The sequence below is a fragment of the Streptomyces sp. NBC_00691 genome (assembly GCF_036226665.1).
Lineage (GTDB): Bacteria > Actinomycetota > Actinomycetes > Streptomycetales > Streptomycetaceae > Streptomyces.
On sequence record NZ_CP109007.1, the window covers coordinates 1,402,367 to 1,420,599 of the forward strand.

An 18,233-nucleotide genomic window follows, 5' to 3' on the forward strand; every position below is an offset into this window, starting at 1 on the left:
CGAGCCCGGCCCGGCCGACAAGACACCCCCTGGCGTCGAGCCGGCTCCCGGCGGTGGCCGTCGGCGCCCCGGCCCGACCGCTCGCGACCCCTCACCCGTGCGACAGCAGCGCCGCCGTGAGTTCGGCCGCCCGCCGGTGCCACAGATGGGCGCCGCGCAGCATCGCGTGGCCGCCCGTCGGCATCGGGATGCCCGCCGCGTCCGCGCCCGCGGCGCGGGCCCTGCGGACGAAGTCCCAGGACGCGCGGGCCGAGGTGACGCGGTCGCTCTCGTCGTGGAGCAGGTAGAGGCGCCTGCCGCCCAGGTGGTCGACGGGCTCGTCGGTGGGGCACCAGGGCGCGAGGGCGACGACACCGCGGACGGCGGGATCTCCCGCGGCGGCGAGTGCCGCGCGGCCGCCCATCGAGTGGCCGACGAGCACGACGGGCACGGGCCCGGCCTGTTCCCGGAGCCGTACGAGCGCGCTCTCGGCGTCCCTGGCGGCGTCGGCGCTCTCGCCGTTCCAGCCCCGGTGGCGGTAGCGGACCTCGGCGATCAGCACGCCCCGGCCCCGGACGGCCCGGCTCACGGCGGCGGCGAAGGGCCGCATGCGCAGCGCGGGCAGGTTGAGGGCGGGCGGCGGCCCGGGGCCGTCGGCGCGGCCTCCGTGGAGCAGCAGTACGGCCGCGGTCGGCACGGCGGGCGTACTGCGCACGACGAACGTGCCGGGATCGGCGCGCCGGGTGGGGCACAGCGTCATCGGGCGCTCGCCCCGCTCCCGGACCTGTGCGGTGGCCGGCGGGCCCGTCCGCTCGTGCGGACCGCCGGCTGTCCGGGCTGCTGCGCCATGGTGGGCCTCCAGGAGTCGCGTGCCGCTTCCCCGGTGGAGCGGTCCGCTCACGACACGGGGGAGACGACGATGAGGCCCGCAGTCTGCCAGGTCGCACGGTCCGTCAGATACGGACCCCGGTGGACGGGAGGCGGCCGGGCTGTCACGGGGTGCCCGGGGTCCCGGTGGGCGCCGCCGGGGCGGGGCAGGCGACGGTGCCCGGTCGTACGGAGAGCGTGAGGCCCGGTGAGGTGAGGAGGCCCGGGATCTGGAAGTCCTGGGCCGTGCCGACGATGCGGTCGAACTTGGCGTACCGCGCCTGGATGCCGAAGCGGTGCCGCGGGCTGTTCAGCGGGTTCACGACGTACGCCCCGCTCGCGTCCTTGACGGTCTTCACGTCGGCGCCGTCGGTGTTGAGGTCGACGACGCCGTCCATGTCGAGGACCCCGGTGGCGTTCCGCAGGTCGAGGACGGTGTTCTTCGTCCTGATCTCCCAGGAGCCCGGGTCGTCGTCGCCGAGGGTGAGGAGCAGCGTGTACGTGGCTCCCGCGATCTGCTGGCGCTGGCTCAGGCACAGGCCGTTGATCATCCCGTCCGCGAATCCCATGCGGAGGACCCGTACGGATCCGGCCGAGCCGTCGGGCCGTACGACGGGCTGGTCGACGACGGCGGCGCCGTACTGCGTCCCGTACAGACTGCTGGTCGTGAAGTCGACGGGCCGGTCCTGGATCCGGAGGCCGACGGCGAGCGCGCCGCTCGCCATGGCGGAGCCGAGGCCGGCGGCCGCCAGGAGCGCGGGCACGGCGACGGCGAGGGACCGGCGCCAGTGGGTGCTCCCTTCCGCCCCGTGGCCGAGGGAGCTCACCCGGCCCTTGGAGGCGGCCTGCTGCCGCTCAGGGTTCATGGCGTGGTCACCGTGATGGTCCCGGGAAGGTGGACGGGGTTGTCGGTGGAGTCGAGGGCCGCGTGGTCGTCGACCGTGCGGATCGCGTAGACGTCCCCGACGAAGTCCTCGGCCCCCGCGGTGAGCGGGATGAGGGAGCCGAAGAAGTCGAGGAGTCCCTGCACTCCGCAGATCTTGACGAGGACGCGGACGCAGACGTGGGAGATGCTGCCCCACATCGTGGTCGTCTCGGGCCTGCCCGCGCTGTCGTAGCCGCCGAGGGAGCCCTCGCCGGGGACGTCGATGGTGACGGTGTGACCCGCCGCCCGCTGGGTCACGTTCATGTGCGAGCGGATCTTGAGCTTGGTGAAGGTGTACTGGTTGGTGATCCGCGTCGTGCCGTCGGAGAGCCTGATGGTGACGTTCTTCCGGACGGTCATGGAGACGGCGACCATGCTGGCGATGGTGACGTGGAGCGGGTCGGGCGAGGGCAGGAAGGGCACGCCCATCGGCTCGACGACTGCCGACGCCACGGCGGCGCGGCTCGGCTGACCGGACCAGAGAGCGGTCACGACGGCCAGTACGAGGGCGGCCGTGACCGCCACGGCCCGGCGCCACGCCCCGGCCGGCCGCACCGCGTGGCCGCTCACCCCTCCACCTCCCCCGCAGCCGCCCGGCGGCGGGGCCGTTTGAGGCCCCAGCCGACCGTCATGGAGCCGCCGAGGACCCCGAGCACCATGCCGAGCAGGAAGCCGCCGAGGTTGGAGACGACGAGCGAGACGACCGCGAGGACCACGCCGATGAGTCCGAAGGTGTATCGCTGGCCGGGCAGTGCCAGCGGGATGAGACCGCACAGGATCATCCCGCCGCCGACGAGGTAGCCGGCTACTCCCCCGAAGCCCGTGCTGACGATCAGCTGCAGGGAACTGAGGGAGAACTTGAGGACCGTCCACCCCCCGGCCACCAGCCACACCCCGCCCCAGAACGGGCGCGTGCGGCGGAAGGCCCGGAACCACGCGTGCGCGTGCGCGAGCCGGCTCAGCATGTGGTGGCCGTTCCGGCGACGACCCTGATCTTCAGGTCGGGCAGGACGAGCGCGCCCGCCATCTCGGCGTCGTAGGCGGTGGCGTCGAGTCCGTGCAGCGTGATGGAGCTGCCGCCCTCGCCACCCGCCGAGCCCAGCCCGAACCCGCCGGGCAGCGCACCGGTGAGCGGTTTGCCGGCGACGGTGACCTGGTCGGCGGACTGGCCGAGGACCGCGTTCTGGAGCGTGGTCGGTCCGTACGCCCGGAGCTCGGTGGCCTGGATGTAGAGGTTCGAGGCGTCGATGTCGGTGGTGAAGGTGGTCGGCGGAGTGGCCGTCACCTTCTGGCCGCCCGTCAGGAGCAGCGAGTACGGGACGCCCGCGATGGTCTGGTGGACGATCCCGCAGAGCCCGGCGAGCCCGGCGCTGGCGAAACCGACCCGTGCCATCGCCGTGTTGGTGGTCGTGGTGCCGTCCGGGCGGCCGACGGGCGGGGTGTTGACGATGGCGCCGAAGCCACTGCCCTCGACGCCGTTGGACGTCAGGGTGAACGGCTGCCCCGCGACGCTGAAGTTGGCGGCGAGCGCGCCCTGCGCGAGCGCGGCGCCGAGGGCGCCGATGGCGAGGGCGGAGGGGACGAGGGCGAGCGCGCCGCGCCCCCAGCGGGTGCCGCGCCGGGTGCCGTCGGCGGCCTCGGCGAGCATCCGGGCGTTCCAGTCGGCGGCGGCACGGATTCCGGCGGTCCTCGTCCGGGCGAGGACCGGGCCGACGCCGCCGGTGTCGAACGGGCCGTACCTCATACGGATCCGCTCCCCACGGGTACGCCGCCCGGCCCGGTCCGGCGGAAGAGGCCGCCACTCCGCTTGGCGGGCTTCTCGGGGAGCCAGGCGAAGGCCATGGACCCGCCGAGGACGGACAGGGTCATGCCGGCGAAGAGCCCGCCGAGGTTCGACAGGGGGAAGGAGGCGACGCCCGCGATCACCGCGATGACACCGGCGGTGTGGCGCTGGCCGGGCAGCAGCAGCATGAGGAGGGCCATCGCCATGAGGACGACGCCGCCCGCCATGCCCGCGATCCCTCCGACGCCGACCTGGAGGATCTTCCCGAGCGGTGCCATCGGCAGGAAGAAGATGATGAAGCCGCCCAGCGCGGTCCAGACCGTCGCCCAGAACGGCCGGGTGCGACGCCAGCGCCGGAAGGCCGCGCGGGCCCCGCCGCTCCGCGCAGCCGGGTCGGTGAAGGTCGCGGCGGCGAGCGCCTCGGAACCCGGGGCAGGGTCGGCGAGCGGCTCGGGACGGGCGGTCGGCTCGGGCGGTGGATCGGCGGTCATGGGGGCCTCGCAGGTGAGGGTCGGGGGCGGGTGGGACCGGAGGCCGTGCCCCGGGGGAGGCACGGAACCCGGCCGGTGCCGGCGGGCCGGAAGGTGAGGGGCCCGGGTGTCGGGGGATGGACGACGCGGGTCCGGGTGGCGGGCCGGACGGTGCGGGTGCGGGCTCAGCAGCCCTTGTCGCCGTGGACGATGCCGATGGCGAGGTCCGGCAGGGTGATCGCGCCGGAGATCGTGGCGCCGTTGGCGTCGGCGCTGAGGTTCTTGATGTCGGTGCGGCCACCGCTGGCGTCCAGACCGAACTGGCCCGGAGTGCCGTCGTTGATGCCCGTGCCCTTGATCCCGGCGCCGTCGGCGGCCGCGCCGATGACGTTCGGGGTGGTGTCGCTCGCGTTGAGGGTGGCCGTGGCGGCCTTGAGCGACTGGGCGTCCAGGACCAGCTTGTCGGCCTGGAGTCCGCCTCCGGCGACGAGTTGGTCGCTGGTCAGCGGGGTGGCCGCGGCGGGCGAGGAGATGTTGAGCGACCAGGTGCCGAGGCTGCCGATCACCGGGAGGTCGACCGACTGGACGGCGTGCACGCAGATGCCGTCGAGCCCCGCCTTGGCGATGCCGACCTCGGCGGCGCCCCTGGCCCCGCCGGCGTCGATGGTGTGCATGACCGCGCCGATGCCCTGCGGCGCCGCCACCGTCTTCGAGCTGAGGGTGAAGGGGACGCTGGTCAGCGAGAGGTTCGCGGCGAGGGCGCCCTGCACCATGGCCGTGGCCATGGCGGCGACGGCCGCCGTGGCGGGCACGGCGAGGAACGCGGATCTGCGCCAGCGGGTGACGCCTCTGGGCTCGTGCTGCATGTGTTCTCCAACCGTCGTCCCGCACAAGGCGCGCGGGTGGGGATGTGTACGCAGCCGTGCGTCCCGCGGCCGGATGTGGCCGGTCGGAGACGGATGACACTTTGCGGCTGCCTGTTTGAGAATTGGACACTCTCTTATGGAGTGTCAACACTTCGGACAATCCTGGGAAGAATTCCCGCTGGACTAGGCTTGGCCGATGCCACGGTTCAGGGAAACGGTCCGGACACTGCTGCGCGAGCGCCTCCTGGACGCCGCGTACGAGGCGGTCGCGGACCGCGGATTCGACAAGCTGCGGATGTCGCACCTGGCCGGCGCGGTCGGAGTGAGCCGCCAGACCCTGTACTCGGAGTTCCCCTCCAAGGAGGCGGTCGGCGAGGCCCTCTTCCAGCGCGAGCTGGAGCGCTGTCTCGTCGGCATCCAGGAGGGCCTGGACGCCCACCGGGACGACCTGCGCGCGGCGGTCGAGGCATCCGTCGGCTTCACTCTCACGCTGGCCGGCCGGAACCCGCTGGTCAGGGCCATGCTGACGAGCACTGGCGAGGACGGCCTCCTCTCCTATCTGACCACCCGCTCGGCGGCGGCCTTCGACACGGCGACGGCGATGGCGGACGCGTACGTCACGGAGGCCTGGCCGACGATCGACCCGGTGGCACGCGAACTCGCCGTGGACGCGGCGGTCCGGCTCACGGCGAGCCACATCGTCCAGGCCGGCCCCTCGCCGGAGGAGTCGGCCCGGCGCGTCGCGGACACCGTGGTCCGCGTGGCCCTCAGCACAGGTCACGAGGCGGTCCCGCCCGCGACCGCGAGCCCGGCCTGATCGACTGGGCACCCCCTAAGGCCCCGGCCCCCGGTACTCCTCCAGAACCGGCCGGTTGCCGAGGTCCGGGGACGCGGAGACCGGGAAGGCCCGCACACCGACCCGGCCCTCGATCCGTGCGAGGTCGCCCCAGCCGTACGCCCGCGAGTCGTCCGACAGATCGGGGTTGTCGCCCAGGTAGAAGAACGACCCCTCGGGCACGGTCCGCAGCTCTGACCGCGCGGACCGGGTCCCGTCGGGACCGCAGCAGGCGCCCGTACGGTGGACCCGCGCCGCCCACTGCGGCGCCACGACCCGCCGCACCGGGCCCGCTCCCCCTTCCTGCAGCAGCACCTGGAAGGGCTCTTCCGGCGTGGAGACGATGCCGACCCGGTCGCCGGGCAGGCCGATCACCCGCTTGACCAGGAGGGCGTCCCTCCCGGCGGCCCGCAGCAGGACCACGTCGAAGCGGCGCGCCTCCCCCGCGGAGCCGGGTACCGCGAGGATCCGGTCCCCCTCCCGCAGGGTCGGCGTCATGCTCGTGCCGTCGACCCGTACACCGAGGGCCGTCACCGCCACCCCGGCGACGAGGCAGAGCACCACCCCGGCCGCGAGGGCGGCACCGGCCGCCCGGCGCACGGTCATCGGGACCCGGCACGCGGGCGGGGACGAGCACGGCGGGAGTCCGGGCGCCGGAGGGCTCCGGACCGGTGGATCTCGGTCATGGCGGGACGGTAGGACGGGCGGCGGACGGAGGCTGTGACCGTACCGCTCAGGGTTGTTGACCGGGAGCGCCCGGCGTCGGGGACGGTGCGCCCCGGTGGGCACGGGCCCGCGCCCTGGCCTGGTAGGCGCGGGGCGTCTCGCCGGTCCAGCGCCGGAACGCCCGGTGGAACGCGCTGGGTTCGGAGAAGCCGAGCCGGCGCGAGAGCCCCTCGATCGAGATGCGGCCGCCGGTCAGCTCGGCGAGGGCGTGGTCGCGCCGCACCTGGTCACGGAGCCGCTGGTACGTGGTTCCCTCGGCGGCCAGTTGGCGGCGCAGGGTCTGCGGGCTGACGGCAAGCCGGTCGGCGAGCTCCTCGGGCGTGGGCACCGGCCCGGCGGGCAGGGACCGTCCGATCAGATGCCGTACCCGGCCGGTCGCCGTACTGCCGTAGTCGGCGCGGACGAGCACGTCGACGGGGGCGCGACGCAGGAAGACCTTGAGCGCGGCCGCGTCCCGCAGGACGGGTTCGTCGAGGTCCGCCCGGTCGAGGACGGCGGTCGTTCGCGCGGCGCCGAAGACGCAGGGCGCACCGAACAGGAGGGCGTACTCGCGCGCGTGCCGGGGTTCGGGGTGGACGAACTCGACGCGGCGCAGACCGATCCGGCGTCGCACGAGCCAGCCGGCGAAGCGGTGCGCGACGAGGACGGTGGACTCGACGCCGAAGTGGAGGGGGTCGTCGTACCCCGAGACGTCGAACTCCACCCGGGCCTCGTCGAGACCGTCGGTCCAGGTGGCGTCCGCCCCCGGCTCGACGAGGCGGAAGCGCGGTCCGCCGGGGAAGAGGGAGTAGAAGGTGGCCGCCCGCCGAAGCGCCTCGCGCAGGTCACGGCTGCCGTGGACCACGACATGGGCCATCATCGCGAAGGTTCCGACCTTGCTGGGCGCGCCGCCGAAGCCGATGAGTTCGTCGTCGAGGGTGGCCCAGAGCATTCTGACGAGCTGTCCGAACTGCTCGGCCGGCACCCGGGCCGGGACCCGCTCGTGTGTCGGGGACGGTCCGTGCTCCTCGATCAGCTCCGAGGGCAGTCCCGCGCGGGCGAGCAGCGGCCCGGCGGCGACTCCGCGGCGCTCGGCGGCCAGCAGCACGGCGCGTACGTGATGGGCACTCACCGACCCCGTCAGCATGCCCGTCGCCTCCCGTCCGATGGACAGTTCAATCATCAGATGTCCAGGATCAGACACTCTAGTAAGAACTGTAAGGAGGCGAACGCCCGATCCTGTGAACGGGACACAGGTCACAGCCGTACCTTCGGGCAGGAGCACCACTGCACCGAACGCACGAGGAAAGAGGGCAGCACATGAGCGGAGTGGCACGCCGGACGGTCGTCGCGGCGGCGAGCGGCACGGGGCTCGTAGCGGTACTCGCCGCCTGCGGCGGCGGAGGCACGGACGACCAGGGCGCGCCGGCGGAGGGGGAGACGCTCGCGTCGACCGCGGACATCCCGGTGGGCGGCGGCAAGATCCTCGCCGACAAGGGCGTGGTCATCACCCAGCCGAAGGCCGGGGAGTTCAAGGCCTTCTCCTCGAAGTGCACCCACGCGGGCTGTGTCGTGAGCAGCGTCAAGGACGGCGTCATCGTCTGCCCGTGCCACCAGAGCCAGTTCGACGTGTCGGACGGCAGCGTGAAGTCCGGCCCGGCCGGCTCCCCCCTGCCGCCGACACCGATCCAGGTGGTCGGCGACGCGATCAGCCTGGGCTGACGGCGCTCCCGGCGCCACCCGGGTCGGCGGAATCCCCGGAGTTCGCGGGGGTTCCGGCGGCCGACGCGTTCTCCGCTCGCCCGGCCCGCCGGGGGAGCTTCCAGCAGGCGAGTATCTCGTCGGTCGTGGTGATCGCGGCGACGAGCGCGAGGGTGTGACGGATCATCGCGGGGGTGTAGTCGGCCGGCACCCCCGCGATGGCGTCCCCGGGCACGACCACGGTGTAGCCGAGGTTCACGGCGTCGAAGACGGCGTTGGGCACGGCCACGTTGGCGGAGACTCCGGTGACGATCAGGGTCCGGCAGCCGAGATTGCGGAGCAGCGGGTCGACATCCGTCCCGGCGAGCGGCGAGAGCCCGTGCAGCCGCCGTACGACGAGGTCCTCCTCGGCGACCTCGATCGGTTCGGCGATCCGTACCGCCGTGCTCCCGCTGTGCTGCTGTACGGGAAGCCGGGCGGCGGCCCGGAAGAGCCGGGCGTTGCTGTTGGCCCCCCGCCCGTCGGGGCGCCGTTCGGCGACCGCGTGGATCACCTGGACGTCCGCCTCGTGCGCGGCGGCCACCAGCCGGGCGACGTTCCGCAGGACCCCCGACGCGCGGGCGGCGGCGGCCAGTTCGGGCAGTGCGCTCTCCGGTCCGACGACCCCCTGCTGACACTCGACGGTGAGCAGCACGACCCCGCCGTCCGGCCGGATCCGCTCCCCGAGCCGCTCTCTCGCCCTCTGCTCCATGGTCTCTCCCCTTGCACGCGTGCGAATGGCCCTCCATGCTTTCTGACGTCTCATCAGAAATCCAGAAGGGTGCGGACGATGACCGTCGCACAGCGCCGTGGACGCCGGATCATGATGACCCCGGCGGAGCTCGACTCCTTCCTCGCCGAACAGCGCACCTGCCGGGTCGCGACCGTCTCCGCCGACGGCCGCCCGCACGTGAGCGCGCTCTGGTTCGCCTGGGACGGCTGCTCGCTCTGGCTGTACTCGCTGACGCGCAGCCGCCGCTGGGCGGAACTGCGCGCCGACCCGAGGATCGCCGTCGTGGTGGACGACGGCGAGGACTACGGCGAACTGCGCGGGGTGGAGCTGTCGGGCACCGTCACCTTCATCGGCGAGGCCCCGCGTACGGGCGAGCCCTGCCCCGAACTCGACGTGCCGGAACAGCTCTTCGCCGCCAAGAACTTCGGCCTGGACGCGATGCCGCACGACGGAAGGCACGCCTGGATGCGACTGACCCCGGACGCGGTCGCGTCCTGGGACTTCCGCAAACTCGGGGGCCTCTGACGGAGGGCGCGGACGGGCGGCGCGCCGGGGGGCGACGGCAGGGGCGCGCGCCGAGGAGGGCAGGACACCGGGCCTACCCCGGGTCAGCTGCCCAAGGGCTCGGCCGCCGCCCGCAGCGCGCCGACGACCGCCCGCACGGAGGGCCGGCGGCCCGCGTCGGCGCGCCAGGTGGCGTAGATGTGGCGTCGCACCTGCTGCCGTACGGGCACGAAGACGACCCCCTCCGGCACGGGCCTCCCGAGCCGGGGCGTGACGCACACGCCGAGCCCCGCCGCGACGAGCGCCAGCTGTGTGTGGTGCTCCCCCGCCAGATGACCGATGCGCGGCTCGATGCCCTGCGAGCGCAGCGTGAACATCAGCCAGTCGTGGCAGAACTCGCCCTCGGGCCAGGAGACCCACTCCTCGTCGGCGAAGTCCACCAGGTCCGCCGACTCCCGCCCGGCCAGCGGATGCCCGGCGGGCAGGGCCACGTCGGCGGCGTCGTCGAGGAGATGGGCACGCTCGAGGCCGCCGGGCACGGGCGCCCGCTTGTTGCTCCAGTCCAGGACGAGCGCGAGGTCCGCGTCGCCGCGCAGCACCGCGCGCACGCCGTTCTCCGGCTCCAGTTCCGTCGTACGGACCCGGAGGTCGGGGTGCCCCTGACGCAGGGCGGCGAGCGCGGCCGGGAAGAGGCCCCGGGCAGCCGTCGGGAAGGCGGCGACCCGCACCTCGCCCACGACCTGGCCACGCTGGGCCTCGATGTCGGCCTGGGCCATCTGCACCTGGGAGAGGATCCGCGCGGCGTGCTCGGCGAGCAGCACACCGGCGTCGGTGAGCCGCACGCCCCGGCCGTTCTTGGCGAGCAGCTGCTGTCCGACCTCGCGCTCCAGCTTGGACAGCTGCTGGGAGACGGCGGACGTGGTGACGTGGAGTCCGTCGGCCGCACCGCTGACCGATCCGTGCCGGGCGACGGCGTCGAGGGTGCGCAGGCGCTCCAGATTCAACATGTAAGTGATACTAAGGGAAGGGGTCGAGGAATTCTCGCTTGTCCTAAGAGGTGGCGGCCGTCACCCTGAGTGCATGAGCCCCGCAGCCCCACCCACCGCGTCCTCCGCCCCCCGTCTGCTCGACTGGCGCGTCCGCTTCGGCGTACTGGCCCTGATCTGGGGTTTCAGCTTCGTCTTCATCAAGGTCGGTACGGAGGGCTTCGCACCGTTCCAGGTGACCTTCGGGCGGCTTCTCTTCGGTACGGCGGTGCTCGCCGTCGCCCTGGTCGTGAAGCGGGACCGGCTGCCGCGCGGTGCCCGGGTCTGGGGCCATCTGACGGTGGCGGCGTTCCTCCTGAACGCGCTGCCGTTCTCCCTCTTCGCGTACGCCGAGCTGACCATCCCGTCGACGCTCGCGGGCATCTGCAACGCGACGACGCCGCTGTGGGGCATGCTGCTCTCCCTCGTGGCGCTCTCCGAGGACCGCCCGACCCGGGTGCGCGCGGCGGGCCTGGGCATCGGCTTCATGGGGGTGCTCACGGTCCTCGGCGCCTGGCAGGGCTTCTCGGGCGTCGACGTGACGGGCACGGCGCTGGCCCTGCTGGCCTCGTTCAGCTACGCGGTCGGCTGGATCTACGTCCGAAGGACACTGAGCGGCACAGGTGCCTCGAACCTCTCGCTCGCGGGTTCCCAGGTGGGCCTCGCGACCCTGCAACTGGCGGTCGTCACACCGCTGTTCACCTCGCTTCCGAAGTCGGTGGAGGTACTCCCGCTCCTGGCGGTGATCGCACTCGGCGCCCTCGGTACGGGGTACGCGATGCTGCTGCAGTACGGGGTGGTGGCGGAGGTCGGCCCGACGACGGCGGCGATGGTCACGTACTTCATCCCGGTGATCGCGACGGCGGCGGGAGTGGTGCTCCTGAACGAACAACTGACGTGGAACACGCCGGTGGGCGCACTGGTGGTCCTGGCGGGCGCGGCCCTCACCCAGTCCCGAGGCCCCCACCGAACCCCGCCGCCGCCCCCCATCGCGGGCAACCGCACACCCACCGCGACCACTTCCCCCGACCGAGCCCACGCCCCCACGCCGTGACCCCCGTTGTGGGCATCCGTTCCGCCGGGGCGGAGCGGATGCCCACACAAGCGGCCCGGCCACGGGTCAGGGCTCACCCATAGCTCCGCGCCGTCACCGGCCCCACCGCCGCCGCCACCGCCTCGGCCAGCGGTTCGATCTCCGTCACGGCGAGCCCCGACACCGTCACCCGCACCGCCGGCCCGGTCTCCATCCGGAACCGCGCCCCCGGCGCCACCGCCCACCCCGCGGCCACCAGTCCCGCCACCGCCCCGGTCTCGTCGGGCACCGGCACCCACACGTTCATGCCGCTGCGGCCGTGCGCCTCGACGCCCCGCCGGGCCAGCGCCCGTACGAGTCCGTCGCGCCGTTTCCCGTACGCGCGCGCGACCACAGCCGGGTCCACCGCCTCCGCGGCCCAGAGGTGCGCGACGGTCCGCTGGAGGAGCCGGCTGACCCAGCCGGGCCCGAGCCGCTGCCGGCCGAGCACCCGGTCGACGGTCTCGGCGTCACCGGTGAAGGCGGCGATCCGCAGGTCCGGGCCGTAGGCCTTGGCGACCGAGCGGATCAGCACCCAGTGGTCGGTGCCCCCGGCCAGCGGGTGGAGCGGCTGGGCGACGATCCCATGTCCGTGGTCGTCCTCGACGAGCAGCACACCAGGATGCCCGGCGAGCACCCGCCGCAGCTCCCCCGCGCGGGCCCGGGTCACGCACGCGCCGGTCGGGTTCTGCGCCCGGTCCGTCACGATCACCGCCCGCGCCCCGTCCTTCGTGATCGCGCGCTCGACCGCCTCGGGGAGCGGCCCCTCGTCGTCGACGGCGATCGGCACGGGCCGCAGTCCGAGCGCGGGCACCAGGTCGAGGAGGCTGCCCCAGCCCGGGTCCTCGACGGCGACGGCGTCGCCGGGCCGCAGGTGCACGGCGAGTACCCGTTCGACGGCGTCGAGGGACCCGGACGTGACGCCGATGGGACCGTCCGGCACCCCGTCCGCGTCGAAGGCGGCGCGCGCGAGGCGCCCGAACTCCTCGTCGACGGGAGCCTCTCCGTACATGCCGGGCCGTTCGGCGTACCTCCGCGCGACCTCGGCGAAGGCCTCGCCGAGCGGGGGCAGCAGGGCGGGGTCGGGGCTGCCGTTGCTGACGTCCCTGACCCCCGCGGGGGCCTCCACGCGGATCGAGCCGCGCGCGGTCGTGGCGGGCCGCGGGCGCACCCGGCTGCCGCGCCGCCCGTCGGTCTCGATGACGCCGCGTTCGCGCAGGGTGCGGTAGGCGGCGGCGACGGTGTTCGGGTTGACGCCCAGCAGGCCGGCCAACTCCCTCATGGGTGGCAGGAGTCGGCCGGGTTCGAGCGCTCCGAGCCCCACCCCCCGCTCCACACTCGCGGCGATGTCCGATGCACGACGACCTTCGATCCGATACTCTCCTAGCACAAACACAAGTATGCACTAGTGCAATGGAGAACGCAATGAGCACCACCGCCGACACGGCCGCCGACAGGACCTCCGCCGAGGCCGCCGACACCGCTGCCGTCGCCGACACGTACACGCCGACCGACCGGACCGTCCCCACCCGCTCCCGCCAGCGCGCGTCGTACGACAAGGCCCTGGTCCACTCGATACTCGACGAGGCGTACGTCTGCCACCTGGGGTTCGTGCGGGACGGCGCGCCGGTCGTGCTCCCGACGCTCTTCGGCCGCGTCGGCGACCGCCTCTATGTGCACGGCTCGACCGGCTCGCGGCCGCTGCGCGCGGCAGGCGACGGCGTCGCCGCCCCCGGCCTGCCCGTCTGTCTGACCGTGACCCACGTCGACGGCCTCGTGCTCGCCCGCTCCGCCTTCCACCACTCCCTCAACTACCGCTCGGTCGTGGTCCTCGGCACCGCGCACCAGGTCACCGACCCCGAGGAACTCCGCATCGCCCTCGACGCCCTGGTCGACCAGGTCGTTCCCGGCCGCTCCGCCGACTCGCGCCCCGCGAACGCCAAGGAGCTCGCCGCCACGGCCGTGATCCGTCTGGACCTGAACGAGGTCTCGGCGAAGGTCCGCACCGGCGGCCCCAACGACGACGCCGAGGACCTCGGCCTCCCCCACTGGTCCGGCGTGGTCCCGGTGCGCGGCGGCTACGGCGTCCCGGTCCCGGCCGACGACCTCGACCCGGCCGTCGCCCTGCCCGACTACCTGACCGCGCTCTAGAGGCGGACGAGGAAGCGACGGACGATGCTGATCCACCCCTGGGACGCCCCCCACGACGAGGGCGAGTGGCGCGACTGGCTCTCCCGCCACGACTTCGGCCAGCTCGCCGTGAACGGCCTGCCCGGAGAGCCGCCGTGGGTGCAGCCGATGCACTTCCGGTACGAGGCCGAGCCCGGCCCGTACGGCCGGGTGCTGACCCATCTGGCCCGCCCGAACCCGCTGTGGCGCGCCCTGGAGGCGAACCCGACGGTGCTCCTCGGCGTGGTCGACGACTACGTCTTCGTGCCGGGCACCTGGACGGCCCCCGAGGGGACGCCGACGGCGCACGGCACGCCCACCTCCTACTACGCCGCCGTCCAGCTGCGCTGCACCGCGCACGTGGTCGACGATCCGGCGGAGAAGGCGGAGCTCCTCAACCGCCAGGTCGCCCACTTCCAGCCGGACGGCGGCACGGCCCCCGCCGCTCCCGGCGAGGCGCCGTTCGGCCGCATGCTGTCGGGAATCCGGGTGCTGCGCCTGGACGTGACCGAGGTGCGGGCCAAGTTCAAGTACGCCGGGAACAAGCCGCAGGAGGTCCAGGACCGGGTCATGGAGCGGCTGGCCGAGCGCGACGGCCCCCGCGACCGGGCGGCGCGCGGCCACCAGCTGCGCCGACGCACCGCCGACTGACCGCGGCGGGGCACCCGAGCCCCCCGCCGCGGGCGCCGGCCGCACCGCCCGCACCGGCACGGCCCGCACCCTCCCGGCCTACACCGCCACGGCCTCCCGCCTCCGCTGCGCCGTCGCCGTTCGCGCCTCGGCGAACGCGAGGCCCGTGACGGCGGCCAGCAGCAGCAGCGTGCCGAGCACGACGGCGGCGGTGAGCCGCTCACCCAGCAGTGAGACGGCGATCACGGCCGCGCTCACCGGCTCCAGAAGCATGATCACGGAGACGGTGGCGGCCCGGACGACCGCCGCCCCGGCGAAGTACAGCGCGTAGGCGAGCGCGGTCGGCACGGCGGCCACGTAGACGAGCAGGAGCAGCACGCCGACCGGCGCGTCCGTGTGCGGCACGGCTCCCTCCGCGAACGCCGCGGGCAGCAGCCCGGCCGCCCCGATCGCGAAGGCCCAGGTCGTGGTGGACAGCGCGTCCGAGCGGCCGCCGTCCCGGCCGAGGTAGCGCGTGAGGAGGGTGATCGCCGCGTATCCGGCCGCCGAGACGACCGCGAGGACGACACCCAGCGGGCGGACCTCCGCCGCCCCGCCGCCGAGGACGAGGACGAAGAGCCCGGCGAGCGCCCCGGTGACGGCGGTGATGCCGCCCCGGCCGAGGCGTTCGCCCATGGTGAGACGGGCGCCGACCGCGATGAGGACGGGGCCCGCGCCCAGCGTGACGACCGTGCCGACCGCCAGGCCGGTGGCCTCGACGGCGGCGAAGTAGGCGCTCTGGAAGACGGTCAGCCCGATCCCCGTACCGAGGATGCGGGCCGTCCGGCGGCCGCGCGATTCCGCGGTGGTACGGGCGGCCGGGCGCCGGGGCCGCAGGGCGAGCGCCCCGAGCAGCAGGACGAGACCGCCGACGCAACGCCAGAAGGACAGGGCCAGCGGGCCCATGTCGCTGACGCGGAAGATCAGCGAGGCGGCGGCACCGGCCGTGCCCCAGGCGATCCCGGCGACGATCAGATAGAGCAGGCTCCGCCCGACGGACAGGGCGGATTCCGAGGAGTTCGACACGTGAGGTCTCCGTGGAAGACAGGAGGGAAGGGTGGTCGCTCGGCTCCGCGCGCGGGCAGCGACGAACCGCTCGGGGGCGAAGGGTCGCCCGGCCGAGCCCGGTCTTCGTCGAGGAGAGTCTCCGCGCGCGCTAGGCGGCGGGAGGCGGAAGCACGGTCGAATGCATGATCCGCACCCTAGGGCCCGGTCCGTCGCGCGGACAAGCCGGTATCACGGTCCGCCACACCACCAGCGCCCGTCACGCCGACCGCGTCCGCCACACCAGCAGCACGCGCCACTCCTGCCGCACCTCCCACACCAGCCGCGTCCACCACACCGAGATCCGCCGCCGACCCCGCCACGGGTACCGCCGCAGGTGCCTTCGGTGTCGACGACTGGGCGATGAAGGCTCCGACCAGGACCACCGCGCCGCCGATGATCTGCGGCGCGTCGAGGTACTGCCCGAGCAGCACCCAGGCGAGCACCGTCGCGATGACGGCCTCGAGACAGGCCACGACACCCGCCACCTGCGGCGAGAGCCGACGCACCGAGACGACGCCGGTGACGTACGCGAGCACCGTGGCGATCAGCACGATCCAGCCGAGCAGCAGCCACGCGGGCACGGAGGTGCCGTCCATGTCGGCGCTGCCGCCGAGCAGCGCCCAGTCCATGCTCCACGGCCGGGCGACGACGGTGAGGACGAGCGCGCCGATGAGCAGCCCGTACGCGATGACGCCGATGGGGTCTGCCTGTTCGGCCTCTCCCGAACCCTGGTCGGAGAGGACGAAGTAGCCGACCTGGCAGCAGGCGGCGGCGAGCGCCAGGAGGAGGCCGACGAGGTCGAAGGTGAGCCCCGACCAGATCTGGACGACACAGGCGAGACCGCCGACGGCCAGGACGACGCCGAGGGCGGCGGCGCGGGTGACGGGCCTGCGCTGGACGAAGCGGACCCAGCCGAGGACGAGGGCCGGGGCGAGGTACTCGATGAGCAGGGCGACGCCGACGGGGATGCGGGAGATCGAGGCGAAGTAGAAGGCCTGGACACCGGCGACGGCGAGCAGCCCGAAGCCCACCAGGAGAGCGGGTTTGCGGCGCAGGAGGTCACGGTGGCGCCACGCCACCGGGAGCATGACGAGCGCGGCGCCGGCGACCCGGAGCCACACCACATGGAGCGGGTCGAGTCCCGCCTCGATGAGCGGCTTGGCCGCCACTCCTGAACCACCGAATGCGAAGGCCGAGGCCAGGGCTAGTCCCAGGCCGGCGCTTCTCCCCTGAGACGCGTGCATCGGGCCATGATGACAGGGCGCGGTCAGGGGCGTAACCCCTGTCACACCTGTTGAGACGGACCCCCGTCACGCCACGGAACGGATCCTTCCGCCAGCGCGGCCGGACCGGCCTCCGCACGGGCCCCGGCCGGGGCTCCCGCACGGGCGTTCAGCGCTGCCGGATCGACGCCGGCGCGGCGCAGCACCTCGGCGGCCCGGCTCTCCGGATCGGCGGCGACGACTGCGAGGAGGTCCAGACCGCGCGCCCGGGTGTCCCCGCGCGCGGCGGCCCGCCGGAAGGCCTCCTCCAGGGCCACGGTCGCGGCGGGCGACCAGCCGGAGGCCCGGCCGTCCTGCCCACCGGACCCACGGCTGGCGGGCAGCAGTCGGCCGGCCCCCGACTCCTCGACGGAGCGCTGCCAGCGCAGCCCGTATCCGATGGAACGCTGCACGAGGTAGCCCAGGACCCGGGCGAGCTGCTGACCGCCCTCGAAGACGGCGCCCGCCTCGGGATCGGACTCGATGAGCGAGTGCAGGAGGTGGGCGGTGTCGATCTGCCGGTCGCCGTCCCGGAGGGCTCTTCGGCGCGCGCCGGTCACGACCGTCATCAGGGACGGCGTCAGGAAGGGCGCGAGTTCCGCGCGCGGGGCGGCGGGCTGCCGGAGCGGCTGCTGAGGAATCGGGACGGGACGGTGCACTCTCCCACCTCATCAGGCGCGGGCGGCCGGGTCATCGCCGCGGAGAAGCATGTCCGCATCCCACCGGAGTTGGGCACGCGCGCGCGGTTCCTCCTCCTTACGGATGAGATCACGCGCGTTGCCCTCCCGGGGCGCGCGCCGCCTTGCCTTGCGCCCCCGACGCAACCACGGTCCCGGTCCGCCACGTCTTCCGATCGTGTTCTGGATGGTGGCTCTGCTCGCGCGCGACGGGCGGCAGTACGTCTACCGGGTCTACGCACCCCGGGAGGCACTGCCGGCCGATCTGTTCTGGGCGGCCTTCCACTGTCACGAGGAGGACGGGGCGCCACGGGCCTCCGACAGCTTCGACGCGTCCGAGATCTGGTGGATCGGCGACGGGGCCGGGCCGACCGCCGCAGAACTGACGGTTCATCAGTATTGAATGTTCACGGCCGCCCGGCTACGTTCCGCGACACCGGAACCCAGCAGGCACGCGTGAAGGGGTGGTCTCATGGCCGAAGTCAGCGCGGAGGCACGGATCGAGGCACCGGCCGAGAAGGTCTGGGCACAGCTCGTGGACTTCCCCTCGTACGGCGAGTGGAACGCCACCCACACCAACTTCCCGAACGGCGGCCCGGCCACCCTCGAGGCGGGTGCCACCTTCACGGAGAACATGAAGCTGATGGGCTTCCCGGCCGAGGTGCTCTGGACGGTCGAGGAGCTGGCGGCCGAGCGCGCCTTCGCCATCAAGGGCAAGGGCCCGATGGGCGTGCTCGTCACCACCCGCTACTCGCTGGCGCCGGACGGGGACGCCACGACCGTGCGGATCGACGGCGAGTTCACCGGCGCGGCGGTCTCGCTCATGGCGGGCAAGCTCAAGGACTCGGCGACGGCGGCCCTGACGGAGTCGCTGCGCAAGCTCTCTGGCCTGGTGGCCTGATCCG

General features: G+C 73.8%; 23 protein-coding genes. 8 read left to right on the forward strand and 15 right to left on the reverse strand.

The window, feature by feature from the left end; all coding sequences use genetic code 11:
* Nucleotides 1-91: 91 nt before the first annotated feature.
* The 7 genes from OG392_RS06185 to OG392_RS06215 form a co-directional block, all read right to left on the reverse strand.
* The gene (locus OG392_RS06185; protein ID WP_443054689.1) at nt 92-880 is read right to left on the reverse strand and encodes an alpha/beta fold hydrolase; all 789 of its coding nucleotides are present in this window, start codon (nt 878-880) and stop codon (nt 92-94) included.
* 91 nt (nt 881-971) lie between these two features.
* Nucleotides 972-1,712 carry a DUF6230 family protein gene (locus tag OG392_RS06190; RefSeq protein WP_329276445.1) on the reverse strand — a complete coding sequence of 247 codons (741 nt, stop codon included), beginning with the start codon at nt 1,710-1,712 and terminating at the stop codon, nt 972-974.
* Entirely contained in the window at nt 1,709-2,341 is a 633-nt protein-coding gene (locus OG392_RS06195) for a hypothetical protein (RefSeq protein WP_329276447.1), read from the reverse strand. Before OG392_RS06195 ends, OG392_RS06190 begins: the two co-directional genes overlap by 4 nt.
* On the reverse strand, nt 2,338-2,736 hold the full coding sequence (locus OG392_RS06200; RefSeq protein ID WP_329276449.1) for a DUF6114 domain-containing protein: 399 nt from the start codon (nt 2,734-2,736) through the stop codon (nt 2,338-2,340). The genes OG392_RS06195 and OG392_RS06200 overlap by 4 nt, the downstream gene beginning before the upstream one ends.
* Nucleotides 2,730-3,515, reverse strand: a complete 786-nt coding sequence (locus OG392_RS06205; protein WP_329276451.1) for a DUF6230 family protein — start codon at nt 3,513-3,515, stop codon at nt 2,730-2,732. The genes OG392_RS06200 and OG392_RS06205 overlap by 7 nt, the downstream gene beginning before the upstream one ends.
* Nucleotides 3,512-4,045, reverse strand: a complete 534-nt coding sequence (locus tag OG392_RS06210) for a DUF6114 domain-containing protein (RefSeq protein WP_329276453.1) — start codon at nt 4,043-4,045, stop codon at nt 3,512-3,514. The genes OG392_RS06205 and OG392_RS06210 overlap by 4 nt, the downstream gene beginning before the upstream one ends.
* A gap of 164 nt (nt 4,046-4,209) precedes the next feature.
* Complete coding sequence (locus tag OG392_RS06215; RefSeq protein ID WP_329276456.1) at nt 4,210-4,890, reverse strand: DUF6230 family protein; 681 nt, start codon at nt 4,888-4,890, stop codon at nt 4,210-4,212.
* Nucleotides 4,891-5,086: 196 nt separating this feature from the next.
* Between OG392_RS06215 and OG392_RS06220 the strand changes: the two genes are divergently transcribed.
* A complete protein-coding gene (locus tag OG392_RS06220; protein ID WP_329276458.1) occupies nt 5,087-5,707 on the forward strand; it encodes a TetR family transcriptional regulator in 621 nt (206 codons plus the stop codon).
* Between the two features lie 15 nt (nt 5,708-5,722).
* Here OG392_RS06220 and lepB read toward each other — a convergent pair whose 3' ends face one another.
* Nucleotides 5,723-6,331, reverse strand: a complete 609-nt coding sequence (lepB, locus tag OG392_RS06225) for a signal peptidase I (protein WP_329276460.1) — start codon at nt 6,329-6,331, stop codon at nt 5,723-5,725.
* A 127-nt stretch (nt 6,332-6,458) separates the two neighbouring features.
* Nucleotides 6,459-7,613: an AraC family transcriptional regulator gene (locus OG392_RS06230; RefSeq protein WP_329276462.1), complete on the reverse strand. Its 1,155-nt coding sequence runs from the start codon at nt 7,611-7,613 to the stop codon at nt 6,459-6,461.
* Nucleotides 7,614-7,750: 137 nt separating this feature from the next.
* Between OG392_RS06230 and OG392_RS06235 the strand changes: the two genes are divergently transcribed.
* The gene (locus OG392_RS06235; RefSeq protein ID WP_329276464.1) at nt 7,751-8,152 is read left to right on the forward strand and encodes a Rieske (2Fe-2S) protein; all 402 of its coding nucleotides are present in this window, start codon (nt 7,751-7,753) and stop codon (nt 8,150-8,152) included.
* On the opposite strand, the gene OG392_RS06240 is transcribed toward OG392_RS06235, so the two are convergent.
* Entirely contained in the window at nt 8,139-8,882 is a 744-nt protein-coding gene (locus OG392_RS06240; RefSeq protein WP_329276466.1) for a cysteine hydrolase, read from the reverse strand. The two genes, OG392_RS06235 and OG392_RS06240, sit on opposite strands and share 14 nt — an antisense overlap.
* A gap of 78 nt (nt 8,883-8,960) precedes the next feature.
* On the opposite strand from OG392_RS06240, the gene OG392_RS06245 reads away from it, so the two are divergent.
* Nucleotides 8,961-9,428, forward strand: coding sequence for a pyridoxamine 5'-phosphate oxidase family protein (locus tag OG392_RS06245; protein WP_329276468.1), 468 nt, complete (start codon nt 8,961-8,963; stop codon nt 9,426-9,428).
* Between the two features lie 83 nt (nt 9,429-9,511).
* Here the strand turns inward: OG392_RS06245 and OG392_RS06250 are convergent, their stop codons facing one another.
* Nucleotides 9,512-10,414, reverse strand: coding sequence for a LysR family transcriptional regulator (locus tag OG392_RS06250; protein ID WP_329276470.1), 903 nt, complete (start codon nt 10,412-10,414; stop codon nt 9,512-9,514).
* A 73-nt stretch (nt 10,415-10,487) separates the two neighbouring features.
* On the opposite strand from OG392_RS06250, the gene OG392_RS06255 reads away from it, so the two are divergent.
* Complete coding sequence (locus OG392_RS06255) at nt 10,488-11,486, forward strand: DMT family transporter (protein WP_329276472.1); 999 nt, start codon at nt 10,488-10,490, stop codon at nt 11,484-11,486.
* 73 nt (nt 11,487-11,559) lie between these two features.
* Here the strand turns inward: OG392_RS06255 and OG392_RS06260 are convergent, their stop codons facing one another.
* Nucleotides 11,560-12,894 carry an aminotransferase class I/II-fold pyridoxal phosphate-dependent enzyme gene (locus OG392_RS06260; RefSeq protein WP_329276474.1) on the reverse strand — a complete coding sequence of 445 codons (1,335 nt, stop codon included), beginning with the start codon at nt 12,892-12,894 and terminating at the stop codon, nt 11,560-11,562.
* Nucleotides 12,895-12,929: 35 nt separating this feature from the next.
* Between OG392_RS06260 and OG392_RS06265 the strand changes: the two genes are divergently transcribed.
* Nucleotides 12,930-13,655, forward strand: coding sequence for a pyridoxamine 5'-phosphate oxidase family protein (locus OG392_RS06265; protein WP_329276476.1), 726 nt, complete (start codon nt 12,930-12,932; stop codon nt 13,653-13,655).
* 24 nt (nt 13,656-13,679) lie between these two features.
* Nucleotides 13,680-14,324 (forward strand): FMN-binding negative transcriptional regulator, encoded by a 645-nt coding sequence (locus OG392_RS06270; RefSeq protein ID WP_329276478.1) that lies wholly within the window; start codon nt 13,680-13,682, stop codon nt 14,322-14,324.
* Nucleotides 14,325-14,402: 78 nt separating this feature from the next.
* Here OG392_RS06270 and OG392_RS06275 read toward each other — a convergent pair whose 3' ends face one another.
* The 3 genes from OG392_RS06275 to OG392_RS06285 form a co-directional block, all read right to left on the reverse strand.
* A complete protein-coding gene (locus tag OG392_RS06275; RefSeq protein ID WP_329276480.1) occupies nt 14,403-15,368 on the reverse strand; it encodes a DMT family transporter in 966 nt (321 codons plus the stop codon).
* A 176-nt stretch (nt 15,369-15,544) separates the two neighbouring features.
* The gene (locus OG392_RS06280) at nt 15,545-16,633 is read right to left on the reverse strand and encodes an EamA family transporter (protein WP_329276481.1); all 1,089 of its coding nucleotides are present in this window, start codon (nt 16,631-16,633) and stop codon (nt 15,545-15,547) included.
* A 41-nt stretch (nt 16,634-16,674) separates the two neighbouring features.
* Nucleotides 16,675-17,310, reverse strand: coding sequence for a Clp protease N-terminal domain-containing protein (locus OG392_RS06285; protein ID WP_443054690.1), 636 nt, complete (start codon nt 17,308-17,310; stop codon nt 16,675-16,677).
* 196 nt (nt 17,311-17,506) lie between these two features.
* Here OG392_RS06285 and OG392_RS06290 point away from each other — a divergent pair, with 196 nt between their 5' ends.
* Together OG392_RS06290 and OG392_RS06295 are read left to right on the forward strand one after the other, a co-directional pair.
* Nucleotides 17,507-17,731: a hypothetical protein gene (locus tag OG392_RS06290; protein WP_329276482.1), complete on the forward strand. Its 225-nt coding sequence runs from the start codon at nt 17,507-17,509 to the stop codon at nt 17,729-17,731.
* A gap of 69 nt (nt 17,732-17,800) precedes the next feature.
* Complete coding sequence (locus tag OG392_RS06295; RefSeq protein WP_329276484.1) at nt 17,801-18,229, forward strand: type II toxin-antitoxin system Rv0910 family toxin; 429 nt, start codon at nt 17,801-17,803, stop codon at nt 18,227-18,229.
* The last annotated feature ends 4 nt before the right edge of the window (nt 18,230-18,233 follow it).